The organism is Allopusillimonas soli (genome assembly GCF_004153445.1).
Lineage (GTDB): Bacteria > Pseudomonadota > Gammaproteobacteria > Burkholderiales > Burkholderiaceae_B > Allopusillimonas > Allopusillimonas soli.
Map to the genome: position 1 here is coordinate 34,339 of NZ_SDQC01000007.1, position 12,987 is coordinate 47,325.

11 protein-coding genes are annotated in these 12,987 nt (G+C 59.1%); 4 read left to right on the forward strand and 7 right to left on the reverse strand.

The annotated features are described in order from the left end of the window. Window positions 1–20: 20 nt before the first annotated feature. Together ERD78_RS18005 and ERD78_RS18010 are read right to left on the reverse strand one after the other, a co-directional pair. The gene (locus ERD78_RS18005; protein ID WP_129971169.1) at window positions 21–1,607 is read right to left on the reverse strand and encodes an MFS transporter; all 1,587 of its coding nucleotides are present in this window, start codon (window positions 1,605–1,607) and stop codon (window positions 21–23) included. A 74-nt stretch (window positions 1,608–1,681) separates the two neighbouring features. Beyond that, entirely contained in the window at window positions 1,682–2,188 is a 507-nt protein-coding gene (locus ERD78_RS18010; protein ID WP_129971171.1) for a peroxiredoxin, read from the reverse strand. 193 nt (window positions 2,189–2,381) lie between these two features. Here ERD78_RS18010 and moaC point away from each other — a divergent pair, with 193 nt between their 5' ends. After that, window positions 2,382–2,882, forward strand: a complete 501-nt coding sequence (gene moaC, locus ERD78_RS18015) for a cyclic pyranopterin monophosphate synthase MoaC (protein ID WP_129971173.1) — start codon at window positions 2,382–2,384, stop codon at window positions 2,880–2,882. Between the two features lie 40 nt (window positions 2,883–2,922). Then, window positions 2,923–3,738, forward strand: coding sequence for a prepilin peptidase (locus ERD78_RS18020; protein WP_167668984.1), 816 nt, complete (start codon window positions 2,923–2,925; stop codon window positions 3,736–3,738). 104 nt (window positions 3,739–3,842) lie between these two features. On the opposite strand, the gene ERD78_RS18025 is transcribed toward ERD78_RS18020, so the two are convergent. The 5 genes from ERD78_RS18025 to ERD78_RS18050 form a co-directional block, all read right to left on the reverse strand. Continuing rightward, window positions 3,843–5,279 carry a collagen-like triple helix repeat-containing protein gene (locus ERD78_RS18025; protein WP_167668985.1) on the reverse strand — a complete coding sequence of 479 codons (1,437 nt, stop codon included), beginning with the start codon at window positions 5,277–5,279 and terminating at the stop codon, window positions 3,843–3,845. A gap of 349 nt (window positions 5,280–5,628) precedes the next feature. Then, complete coding sequence (locus ERD78_RS18035) at window positions 5,629–6,168, reverse strand: MarR family winged helix-turn-helix transcriptional regulator (RefSeq protein ID WP_129971181.1); 540 nt, start codon at window positions 6,166–6,168, stop codon at window positions 5,629–5,631. An 18-nt stretch (window positions 6,169–6,186) separates the two neighbouring features. Further along, complete coding sequence (locus tag ERD78_RS18040) at window positions 6,187–7,662, reverse strand: collagen-like triple helix repeat-containing protein (RefSeq protein ID WP_306669793.1); 1,476 nt, start codon at window positions 7,660–7,662, stop codon at window positions 6,187–6,189. A 477-nt stretch (window positions 7,663–8,139) separates the two neighbouring features. After that, on the reverse strand, window positions 8,140–9,813 hold the full coding sequence (locus ERD78_RS20060) for a collagen-like triple helix repeat-containing protein (RefSeq protein ID WP_129971187.1): 1,674 nt from the start codon (window positions 9,811–9,813) through the stop codon (window positions 8,140–8,142). A gap of 279 nt (window positions 9,814–10,092) precedes the next feature. Next, window positions 10,093–11,604 (reverse strand): ShlB/FhaC/HecB family hemolysin secretion/activation protein, encoded by a 1,512-nt coding sequence (locus tag ERD78_RS18050; protein ID WP_245152530.1) that lies wholly within the window; start codon window positions 11,602–11,604, stop codon window positions 10,093–10,095. A gap of 644 nt (window positions 11,605–12,248) precedes the next feature. Here ERD78_RS18050 and ERD78_RS18055 point away from each other — a divergent pair. Both ERD78_RS18055 and ERD78_RS18060 read left to right on the forward strand, forming a co-directional pair. Continuing rightward, a complete protein-coding gene (locus ERD78_RS18055; RefSeq protein ID WP_129971191.1) occupies window positions 12,249–12,425 on the forward strand; it encodes a Flp family type IVb pilin in 177 nt (58 codons plus the stop codon). Window positions 12,426–12,455: 30 nt separating this feature from the next. Then, window positions 12,456–12,980, forward strand: coding sequence for an A24 family peptidase (locus ERD78_RS18060; RefSeq protein WP_167668986.1), 525 nt, complete (start codon window positions 12,456–12,458; stop codon window positions 12,978–12,980). The last annotated feature ends 7 nt before the right edge of the window (window positions 12,981–12,987 follow it).

Genomic DNA, 12,987 nt, shown 5'->3' on the forward strand with positions numbered 1-12,987 from the left:
CATACAGGTGAGCCGGCGCGTCATTCGTGCTTGACGGCATCCTGGCCATCATCAGCCGGCTTGGCCACCGACGGCGGCAACTCCGCCACAATTTCTCCATGTGCGGTCGGCGAAGCTGCTGGATCGTGCTCGCCCGCTTCATTAACGCCCGATAACGGCGCAGGCACAGCATGCGCCTGCGCGCCGCTGCCGACAGCGGCAGCATGCTCGGCGGCGGGCGTCACATCATCCGTCGCGGAAATACCGTCCGTTGCTGCGCCTTCCTGCCGTGGCGTGCCAGCACCCGGCGTGCCGTCTCCTGGGTCTGCGGCGCCTTCTTTGTCGTCCTGGCCCTCCAGTTCCTCCGCAGGCGTCTCGAACGACACATCACTCTCCACATCCACACGCGGATCAAGCGTGGCCACCACATTTGAGCTCTGCAGGCTGTCGGACATGGGCACGAACTGCGTCGGCGCGTCGTCGCTGAGGTTGGCTCCCGTCACTTTCTGAGGGCGAACAAATGCCACCAATACAAGCGCGCACAGCGACAGGAAAACAAAGTACATACCTTCGCTGACGCCGCGCATGAGCAGGCCCGCGGCCAATGGCCCCAGGCTCGCACCTACGCCATAGACCATATACAAAATGGCGCTAAGGCCCACGCGGCGGTCGGGGTCGACATTATCATTGGCAAAAGCGGCACCCAAGGGATAGAGCGTAAACAGCAGCGCACCCTGCACACAGGAAAACACCACCAGCGCCCAATAGGGGAATATCCACCATCCCCATAAGGGCACGACCACCAGCATAAGAGCCAGTGCATTGATGCGTATCATGCCCACTCTGTTGACGCGGTCAGCGAGCCAGCCCAGCGGCCATTGTGCAATCAAGCCCGCAGCCACCGCCGCGGCGAGGAACACAGCAACCTGGCTGTTATTCAAGCCCTGCTTGAGCGCATAGACTGGCGCCAGGCCATAAAATGCGCCGGTGAGCGCGCCCGCCATGAATACCACAAGCAGCGATATAGGTACACGCGAGCGGTAATACCGCGCGTGTATGGGCGCCGGCATCTGCAACGTTGGGTGCAGGCGGCTGGTCATCGCGATGGGAATCAGGCACAGCACAGAACACATGGCCGCAAAAATAAGCGGCTCGTAGTTCAATCTTGGAAACAGTGTCAATGCCAACTGGCCCAACACCGTGCCGCAGCTTGAGCACACCATGTAGAAGGCAAACACACGGCCCCTCAGGCGATTCTCGGTCTGCTCGTTCAGCCAGCTCTCCAGCACCATGAACTGGGTAACCATGGCGATGCCGGCCAGGAATCGGAATCCCAGCCACACCCAAAGGTTGTCCACCAGGGCAAGAACCAGAATGGTGACGGTTGCCACCGCTGCCGTCACCGCATAGGCGCGGATATGGCCGACGCGGATAATGATGCGGTGACCTATGCGCGCACCAAAAACCAGGCCGGTGTAATAGGCGGCGATGAGGCCGCCAACCCACAGTTCGGAAACAAATTCCGCGGTAAGCCGCAGGCCCATGTATGTGTTGAACAGGCCAGAGCTGATCAACAGCAGCAGCGTTGCCAGATACAGGGAAAAGAATGCGGCGATTGTTTTTACCATTGACGAAACACTGACACGCTGTCGAACCCTGGCGCTACGCCGGTACCGCGAATGTACTGCTTATGGCTGATGCTTCAACCCAACTGATTCAGCATTGTCTGGGCGTCGCTGACTTCGAACTTGCCGCTCTGCTCCACATTCAGCTGCTTGACCACGCCATCCTGGATAAGGGCGGAGTAGCGCTGCGAACGAACGCCCATGCCTCGTCCCCTCAGATCGAGCTCCAGACCCAGCGCGCGTGTCCAGTCTGCGCTGCCATCCGCCATCATGCGCACGCTGCCATTGACACCCTGATCGCGCCCCCAGGCGCCCATGACGAAAGCATCATTGACTGAGACGCACCAGATTTCATCGACGCCCTTGCCCTTGAGTTGATTGGCCAGTTCGACGTAACCGGGCAGATGCTTGTTCGAGCATGTGGGCGTAAATGCGCCTGGAACGGCAAAAAGCGCTACCGTCTTGCCTTTGAGCTCATCTTCGACATTGAAATTATTGGGGCCTACCGCGCAGGCATCAGTCGCAGTCTCTATATATTCACTCAAGGTGCCGCCAGGAATGCGGTCGCCGACTTTCAGTGTCATGGTGTGCTCCGGTTTAAGTAAGGGTACCGCCCAATGGCGGTTTCTTGAAATTCAACCATAATCATACGACGTTGCCGCGATGAATGGCGCGAACCGCCCGTGGCGTGACGTGTTCGCGCCGCCGGCCCTTTGTGGACCCTCCATTGAGATTATCATGGAGCCGTTGTCCAGACTTTCCCTCTTTAATCCAGAAATGAGCAATACATCTCCTTCCCCGGCGCTCAGCCACATCGATGAAACAGGCAAAGCGCGCATGGTCGACGTTGGCGACAAAGCCAACACGCAGCGCACGGCCATTGCGCAAGGGGGCGTACGCATGAGTGCTGCGGCCTTCCGGCTGCTGTCCGCGGCAAACAATGCCAAGGGCGAGGTATTGGGTACGGCTCGCATTGCGGGCATCATGGCGGCCAAGCGATGCGCGGAACTCATCCCGCTGTGCCACAGCCTGCCTCTCAGTTTCGCCGGCATCGATTTCATCACGGACGAAGCTGCCTGCAGCATTACCGTGCGCGCCACGTGCCGCAGCGACTACAAGACCGGCGTCGAGATGGAAGCCATGACCGCCTGCAGCATCGCCGCCCTCACGATTTATGACATGTGCAAGGCGGCTGACAAGGGCATTGTGCTGGAGCAGGTGCGTCTGCTCTACAAATCCGGAGGCAAGAGCGGAGAATGGCGCGCTCCCGACGCCTGACGCCAGCCTGAGCATGATGCCGGTCGCAATCCCTCCTCTCATGGACAATGTCCACCCCCTTGCCGTTCTGCTGGCGCTGATCGTCGGCGGACTGCTGGGCATTTGGGCATCCGCGCTGGCTCGCCGCTACGGAGAGTGGCTGGAAGCAGGCGCCGAACCAGACATGGCATGCTTGCTGCGCGCGCTTGCTCTGTGCAAACCGGCGAGCGTCGGCTCGCCGAGGGTTCCCGACGCCATGGCCCCCGATGCCCAGGGCATGGCTGCGTTCAGCGTACACGCACAGGCTGGGCAAAATGCATCGCCCGTCTTTGCCTCCGGTTTTTCCCGCCCCGCCTGGCTCAGAACCGACACCGGCATTGCCTTGCTGCTCCTGGCAGCCAGTACGGTCTGGTTCTGCATGCGCCACGGTGTCTCGGCCTACTTTGTTGCCCTTTCGGCCGCGTCTTTTCTGCTGCTGTGCCTGGCACTCATAGATTGGCGCACGGGGTTGCTGCCGGACGCCCTGGACTTGCCGTTGCTTGTGCTTGGCCTGCTGATAGCCTGGTGGCTTCCGGACGGCCCCAGTCTGCCAAGCGCAGCGGCTGGCGCGGCTTTCGGTTTTGGCGTGCTTTGGCTCATCGCCCGGGTGTTTTACCTGGTTCGGGGCATCGAGGGCATGGGCCGCGGAGACTTCAAGCTCGCCGCCGCACTGGGCGCCTGGTGCGGCATACAAGACCTGCCCACCGTCTTGCTTATCGCCAGCTTTGCAGGCGTCGTATTCGGCATGGCCCAGCAGCGCAGCCTCCGGCCGGCGGGCGCCTATCCTTTCGGCCCTTTTCTGGCCGGTGCCGGCTTGGCGGTGCTGCTGCTCACCTGACGGCCCAACGTTCACATGAACGCCCGGCAATGCAGAGCATGTCACGTAAAAACACAAGGGGCGAGGCCTAAGCCCCGTCCCTTCCGTTTTAAATCACACGCGTGTCAACGGCGTCCACCGCCAAGCAAACCGCCACCAAGCAGGCCATTGACCAGGCCAGTTACGGGTGCCAGCAGGCCGGCTCCGGCATTGCCACCGGCTCCACCCGATCCTCCCGCATCGCCAGCGCCACCGGCCGCACCACCCGTTACGGCACCGAGCACCCCGGTCACAGGGGCCAGCAAACCGCCTGCACCGTTTCCTGAAGCACCGCCTGTTGCCGAACCCAAAAGGCCTGTCACGGGCGCAAGGAGACCACCATCGCCACCCGTAGCGCCGCCCGCCACCGAGCCCAGCAGTCCTGTTACAGGCGCAAGCAGACCGCCTTCGCCGCCTGCGGCGCCACCGCCTGTCACTGTACCGAGCAGCCCCGTCACAGGTGCCAGCAGACCGCCTTCGCCACCCGCTGCGCCACCTGTCACCGAGCCTAGCAGCCCTGTCACTGGCGCAAGCAGCCCGCCGTCACCACCTGCGGCGCCACCGCCTGTCACCGAGCCGAGCAGCCCCGTCACTGGCGCAAGCAAGCCACCCTCACCACCTGTGGCGCCACCCGTCACCGGGCCCAGAAGTCCGGTGACGGGTGCCAGCAGACCGCCTTCCTTACCCGTAACGCCATTCAGCAATCCGGTTACAGGCGCAAGCAGGCCGCCTTCCCCACCAACGCCGCCCAAGAGGCCACCGACCGGTTCCAGCAGGCCGCCGGGGCCCGCCAATGATGCGGTGAGAACGCCCAGGCCATCAGTCAGATTCTTGCCAACCGCTGTCAAGGGCTCGCCGCCTTCGCCATTCACCACACCACCGAGGCTGGCCAGCGAATCGCCAACGCCATTCAACAGCCCGCCCACGCCCTCGCCAAGGCCGCCCGGCAAGCCGGTACCGGCGATGGAGTCGGCAAGCCCATTGACAGTGCCGCCAACGCTGTCCAGCAGATTATCCACGGGCTCGCCCACACCTGTTTGAGCGCCAACCTGCTGTGTCAGACCTGTGGCAGTGTCTACGACACCATCAGTGACCTGATCGAGCTGGCTGCCCAAGTTGGCGAGCGTGTCACTGACGCCGAGACCAAGCAGATTGTCAGCCGCCTTGCCGGTGCCGCCTAGCGTGGTTTCCAGAAGCCCCTTTGCAGCGGGGTTGTTCGGGTCATTGGGATTGTTGGGGTCGTTCGGATTATTGGGATCGTTGGGGTTGTTCGGATCGTTAGGGTTATTGGGATCGTTGGGGTTATTGGGGTTATTGGGGTCGTTCGGATTATTCGGATTGTTGGGATCGTTGGGATTGTTGGGATTATTTGGGTTGTTCGGATTGACGGGAGGCGTAAGCAGGCCGTCTGCACCCGCGCCGCAACCGGTAATCGTCAAGGTGGCCGCCAACATGCCGGCCAAAAGGGTAAGCCGGAACATCTTTCTGGATGGTGCTTGGCTGGGGGTTTGCTCGATCGACATTGCATATCTCCTGTAATTTGATGAGGCCGTAACGGATTGCGTCGCGGATTGACAGTGAATACGCAATGCTCGTGCCAACTTTTTCTAGCAAGCGGATATACAGGAGATAAAAGTCAGATTTCAATAATTATTCTTTTTAATCAAATAGTTATATATAAGGAAAAATGGCATTCTTCGTATTTTCACTCAAGCAACAATATCGCCACATTTGCGAATGTTACAAATGGGTTGGTTTCTCGATGATTGCATCAGGAACGTTACGTAACAAAAATGTACTGGCCCATGAACAGAAAATGGCGGCTGGCCCCAAGGCCTGCCGCCATCTCCAATCACTGCTTTTCTCCACTGTCTATTTGGCCAACTCCCGCGTAGCCAGCCATTGCAGCGTGTCACGCCGCAACAGCTTCATGCAGCGCATGAGAAAATCGAACGTGCCCGCAAGATCCGAATTGCCGGAACGCTGTGCAATCTCCGCAATGCGATCCACCACGTACTGCTCCGGATGCATTAGCGGTTCGCACCGTTCAGCCACGGGTCTCAGCGTTACCACTCTGCGATCATGCTGGTTGCGATCGCGCTGTATATAGCCTGCCGTTTCCAGGCGATTGATAAGCGCCGTGACACCACCATGGCTCAAACCCATCAATTGCCCCAGATGACCGGTGGACAGCGATCCAAACTCGATCACAAAAGCCAGGGCACGAAGATCCAGAGACGACAGCCCCGCATCTTCGGCCAGGCATGAAAGCCTGGCCTCGGCATAGACGGAGAGGCGCCGGCTGATCAACATGGCCAGTTCATCCACCACGGGGTCCGTATCCTCGGTCAGGTCGCGCAGCTGAGCCGGGCTGACCCGCCGGGGTGCTTCACTCACAATCGATAGAGACATAGCCCACCTCGATGCTGATTAGCGGTTCCCGCCAAGCAAGCCGCCCAGAAGGCCGCCTGTCCCTCCTTCAGATCCTTGCGTGCCGCCTCCTGTCAGCCCACTGAGCAGACCCGTGACCGGCGCCAGCAGACCACCTCCCGCGCTGTCGCCACCTGTCACACCGCCAAGCAGATTGGTAACCGGTGCCAGCAGACCTCCGGCACCACCGCCGGTTGCACCGCCTGTGACGCCACCCAGCAGGCCCGTGACCGGCGCCAGCAAGCCGCCCGCGGCTCCGCCATCGCTCGCCCCGCCCAGCCCGCCAAGCAGATTGGTAACGGGAGCGAGCAACCCCCCGGCGCCATCGCCGCCTCCAATACCACCCAGGCTAAGACCGGCAGTGAGCGAAGCTACCCCGCCGGTGGCACTGTCCAGCGTATCGCCGAGCGGATTGGCCGCATCACCGTGCACAATGCCGCCCGCGCTGGATACCGCTGCGCCAAGGCCATTTACCAAACCACCCAGTCCGAGCGGCATGCCGTCACCCACCCCCTGCAGAGAGCCGCCAATACTGGTCAACAAGCCATTGACGGGTTCGCCCACGCCAAGGCTGTCGCCAAGATTCTGTGTAGTGCCGGTCACCGATGTCGCCAGCGGTGCAACCACGCCGTCAAGCGTTTGGCCCACACCACCTAGCGTGTCCGACAAGCCCAACGGCACAACGTTGTCGACCGCCTCGCCCGTGTTGGCGAGCGCCGGCTGCAGCACCGGCGTAGCGCTGCCATCACCGCCACCCACACCTGCGCCGGCAAGAATGTCTGTAACAGGCTGAAGCAGCCCGCCATCTCCGCCAAGCGATCCCGTCAGCGCACCGACAGCGCCCGTCGCATTACCCAGGATATTAGTAAGCGGGTCGCTACCGTCTGCTGTCGGGTTCAGCAGACCACCCACGCTGGCCACGGTGTCGCCCACGCCGCTGATTGCGCCACCAACACCAGCGCTCAAACCATTGGGCAGTCCGGTGCCGGCAAGAGAATCACCAAGGCTGGACACCGTGCCCCCGACTTGCTGCAAGAGGCCGTCAGCCGTCTCGCCAATGCCAGTAGCCGCGCCCACTTGTTGCGTCGCGTCCGTCACGGTGCCGGCTATCGGTGCCACCACTGTATCCAACTGCTTGCCAAGATCACCCAGCGCCTTGTCTGTATTCAAGTCAACAAGGTTGTCCACCGCCTGGCCTGTATTGCTTAGCGTGGTTTCCAGCGGGCCCTTGGCGCTATCGCCAGGATTATCCGGGCCACCAGGATTGTCTGGACCGCCCGGATTATCGGGGCCGCCGGGATTGTCTGGGCCACCAGGATTGTCTGGGCCGCCCGGATTGTCGATGGGTGGCGTGAACTCAGCGCCGGCGCCAGCGCCGCAGCCAGTTAGCGCCAGCGTACTGGCCAACATGGCAGCCAGCAGTGTCAGCTTGAAGCCGGACGATATGCCGGAACGTTGGGTTGTGTGCATACTCATGTTCTGTTCTCCTTGGCTCATGCTTCAGAATGTCTGCCGCGACTTGGAAATGTGTCGGTTGGTTAACTTAAAGCAATAGTCATGCCAGAATTCGATTCCTCCGCGAGCATGCCCTGCCAAATAGTCAGCTTTCTTCAAATAGTTTTATTTTTCAAGCTGTTATATAAACTTCGCGTTGAATATGTCCTGCTTGCAGCTATATTCAGACTATTTCCAAATCTGCGATTGTTACAAATGGGGCGATTTCGCTCTTTTCGTTACGTAACAAAAATCGAGCAGGCAAAAAAATGGCGGCCGAACATCGTTCGCCGCCATTCCCATTGCGTACCGCGATCGCCCCAGCGCCCCTGTTGCCGGTAGTGGCGAGAATGCATGCCATGTGGGGCACGCCAAAACGCGACGCGTGGAAAAACCCTCTGAATCCATGCCGCAGCCCCGCTCGCATGCCGGGCTGCGGCTATTTCACGCTGGCCGCACTTAGCGGCGACCACCTCCCAGCAAACCGCCCAGCAGGTTGGTCACAGGGGAAAGCAGATTGCCTGCGGCATTGCCGCCCTCTCCGCCCGTACCAGAGCCACCGCCGGTTACGCCGCCGGTCAAGCCTCCCACCAAATCAGTCACAGGTTTCAGCAAGCCGCCAGTCGAAGCGCCGCCATCCTGCGCGCCGCCGGTCAGGCCGCCCACCAGATTGGTGACGGGAGACAGAACGTTGCTGTTGCCACCCGCCGCGCCACCCGTGAGGCCCGATACCAGATTGGTCACAGGAGACAACAGACCCTGCGCCGCACCGTCGCCATTATTGCCAGTCAAGCCACCCGCCAAGCCAGTAATGGGAGACAACAGGCCGCCACTTTCTGCGCCGCCGGTCAGACCATCTACGACCTGAGCTACCGGAGACAGCAACCCACCGTTTTCCGTGCCGCCGGTAAGACTGGTGACAATATCCGTGATCGGCGACAGCGGCCCGCCAGCTCCCTCTTCACCGCCGTTGCCCGTGAGGCTACCCACCAAACCCGTAACCGGGGACAGCAATCCACCAGCGCCGTTCTCGCCATCATTACCGGCAAGACCACCCAGCAAGCCAGTGAGCGGAGACAACAAGCCACCCTCTTCACCGCCTGGCAAGCCGCCCAGACTGCCGAGCAGATCGCCCACTGGCTGCAGCAGGCCGCCCTGTCCCGTCAAGGAGTCGGTGAGCGAGTACAAGCCATTGGTGATATTGCCACCCACCGCGGTAAGCGGTGCGCCGCCCTCACCGTTCAGCACGCCTCCCAGACTGGTAACGCCCTTACCCACGCCATCCAGCAACCCACCAAGCCCCACGCCCAGATTGCCTGGCAGGCCGGAATCGGAAATGCTCGCGCCGAGATTGACGACTGCGTCACCCACGCCTGTCAGCACGCCATCCACCGGCTCACCCAGCCCCGTCTGCGCACCTAGCTGTTGCGTGAGGTCTGTTACGGTGCCGACCACAGGTTCCGTGACGTTGTCCAGCTGCTGGCCCAAGTCGCCGAGCGTGGCGCCGGCATCCAGCGGCAGGACATTGTCCGTTGCATTACCTGCACCACCCAGTGTGGTTTCCAGCAGTCCCTTCGCGCCCGGATCGCCCGGATCGCCCGGATCGCCCGGATCGCCCGGATCGCCCGGATCGCCCGGATCGCCCGGATCGCCCGGATCGCCCGGATCGCCCGGATCGCCCGGATCGCCTGGATCACCCGGATCGCCTGGATCACCCGGATCGCCCGGATCGCCTGGATCGCCTGGATCGCCTGGATCGCCCGGATCGCCCGGATCGCCCGGATCGCCCGGATCGCCCGGATCGCCTGGATCGCCTGGATCGCCTGGATCGCCTGGATCGCCTGGATCGCCTGGATCGCCTGGATCGCCTGGATCGCCTGGATCGCCTGGATCGCCTGGATCGCCTGGATCGCCTGGATCATTGGGATCACCGGGATTACCAGGATCGCCAGGATTATTCGGATCACCAGGATTGCCAGGGTCACCCGGATTATCAATGTTTGGTGGCGTCAGCTCGCCGCCAGCCGTGAATCCGCAGCCCGTCAAAACCAAGGTGCTGCTAAACAGACTCGCCATCAACGCAAGTTTCAGTGTCCGACGCGACACTCTTGCGCGCGATCGTTTGGTCTCCATGAATCTCTCCCGTCTTGAAGTGTTCGGTAGCGGCTGACGCCCTATGAAACACCTAAAGCAACAAGCATGCCAATTTTTGATTCATGGCAATAAAAATGGCGCCCAAAGCGCCATTTTTTATGTTTAGCTATATAAATCAATTGATTAAAATAAAGCTCATGTCATTTTCCAGCCCGATACCGCCGAATTTGGACAAGATTCATTTCTGCGAATGTTACATATGGGGAGTCTTTTCGCTGGACGTTACGTAACAAAAAGTCAGCCCCGTCACCCCCAAGCCTACATACCATCATAAAGCAGGGAATAATTAGCATTGAACCGCAAGCTTCGGTCGTCGCTGTTTAGCGGAAGATCGCCCATAGGCTTGGCCACATTAAAATCGAACACATAGTGCTTGTCGTCTGTCAGGCGTACACCCAGCGCAGCAGACGAAAGCTTGCGGCCATTGTAGGACTTGAGATTATCGTCGTTATACCAAGCACGTGCGTGGTCGTACATGACATAGGGCTGAATAGCCGACAGTACGCCCCAACCCGTCGGGATGCGCTTGTTCAATTCCAGGGACATACCGTAACCCTTGTCGCCGGCGAGTTCGCCCTGCTCGTATCCCAGCCCATAATGCCAGGCGCCAAACGATATCTGCTCGAAATTAGGCAAGATATCCGAGCTGTACTGACCAGCCGCCGACAGGGTAATGCCAAAATTATGCGGCAACCTGAAGGTTTGGCGTGCGTCCAACGTGTAGCGCACAAAGTCCAGCTCATAGCTCGGATCAGCGAAAGTCGCATAGTTGCTTTCCACTTTCTTGGAAGCACCCCAGGCGTCAAACCCCTTGTTCACGCCAAGCGTAATATCCCGGCTCTGCACCGGGCCCACATCACGGTAGCGCAACTCGGCCCGCGCAACACGCAGATCCGTGCTCTGTTTCAACCACGCATTATCCACATCGCGGTGATATTGGTCTTTTGTGGCCGCGGCATAAACACTCAGCTTGCCCTTGAGCATCCGCTCGTTATTGAGAATAAATGGATAACTGACGCCGATGCCGATTTTCTTGTTCTCAACGCGGCGATCCCATCCCTGGGACTCAAGCAACGCATCATGCGGTTCGGACAGGTAGTAATAGCCGTCGGACTCCAGCGCCAAGCCCTTGTTGCCGACGGGCACCGTGGCCTGATACGCGTAGTACTCCACATCATCATTTTGCAGCGGCGGCGCCGATGTGAGTTTGATCTGCTCACCCAGCGGGGTCAGACTGTTTAGCGTGACCCCGACCATGCCTTGCATGCCCGTACCCAAGTCGGCAATACCGCCAGACAGACTGACCCGCTGGCGCTGCGCGTCGATCACAAATTCCGTCGCCCCATCCGCACGGCGAGGCATGTCCAGCTTGGGCGTAAAACTCACGCCAGGCACCTGGCGCATCAAATTCAACTGGCGTTCAAAAGTCTTGCGTGTCAATGGTTTCTCCGCCACGATGGGCGCCGCAAGCGATTGCAGCCTGTCGCCCGCATTGCCCACATCGCCCTCTATGCGCAAGCGCGACACATGCCCTTCAACCACAGTGACTTTAACCAGACCATTTGCAAAGCTTTGGTTTTGCAGCAAGGCAAACGACAGCGCATAACCACGCGACTGGTATATGGCCGTGATTTTGTTTACCTCCTGAACCAGCGCCCCCACTGTTGTTTCCTTGCCGGCCAGCGGTTCCAGAATGGGGATGATGTCGCTCAGCGGCACAACCGTGTTTCCCGACACCGTGAAATGCCGGGGAATAATCCGCTGCGCCATACGCCGCTCGATCTGCCTTTGCGCATCGCTCTTTTGAATCTGCACCTGTGCCGGCCGCTTTTGCGTTTCGCCGGGCACCTGCAGTTTGGGCAGGCTATCGATGGGATTGCCGCGCACCACACCGTCCGCCAACACCGGTGCTGCGGGTAGAAGTATTACGCCAGCCGCCAGCGCCCATGCACAGAATTTACGCCGTATGTGCGTTGTGTTCAAGAAAGAAACAACTCGACAAAAGACGTATGACGATATAGCGGTGGCAGTGGACATAAGCGCGGCTCGGTGCGGAAAAAGCGACAAATATCGCCCGTGTATCGCGACTTTAAAGATGTCACTAGGCCAAGCGATCTAAGCCGCATGATAACGGCAGACCACTAAATACTACAAAATTCATCTGAAATGCTGCAAAAAACTAACAGATATTTATTTATTACTGTCTTAAAGGACAGTACTTCATAGAATCTGTCCACTAAAAGCTACAGAAGTTACCAATTCTTTGCTTATTTCTAGGGATTACCCTATAAAATGATTCATCCCGTTACAGTAGTATGTGCTTGAAGATCTAGGGAAAATTCCCGATCTTAAGCGGCGTAACGGCCAAAATGTATGTATATGTAAATTTTGTTTGTGTATGCAAGGGGATGGAAATGAAAGAACAACTTATTCAGTTCTGGAAAGATGAAGAGGGTGCGACGGCCGTGGAGTATGGGCTGATTGTGGGGTTGATCGCTGCCGTTGTTGTAGGCGTGGTCGCGACGCTCGGAAATCAAATCGCGGCAGCATTTCAGGCTATTGTGGATGAGCTGCCGAAAATAACCGGCTGAGCCCCAATCTGGTAATTCTGAGCGATATGCGTGAATCACATCTGGCTACTAATTTTCGTTGTATTCAACCTAGTTGCAACCTGGCTGGATATACGCACGCGTCGCATACCTAATTGGCTAATCCTTGCTGGAGCGGGATACCAGCTTGCTTGGCTTTTATTAGCTACGCAAGACATTAAGTACACGTATCTTGCTTCGGCTCATTTGCCTAGCCTACAGGCTGCCTTGATTGGACTGGTAATTGGTTTCGTCGTGTTTTTCCCCCTATGGCGTTTTCGCGCCGTGGGAGCCGGCGATGTGAAATTCATTGGGGTTCTAGGTTTTTTTCTAGGCCCTGCCGGTCTCTTCCCGGCATTATTGATAGGCAGCATCTTGGCCGGTATACACGCCTTGTCTGCAGTTTTACTGCAAGGCTGGGTTGGTGCTCGTGCCATTTGGAAGCAACCGCCTGATATCCGCCGAGGCATTCCCTACGCTGCTTACATTGCTCTAGGCGCGTTATTTGGCATGGGATGGCTCATGTTTCACCCTGAACCCTGGTTATCGTCGTTGTAGGTAGTTC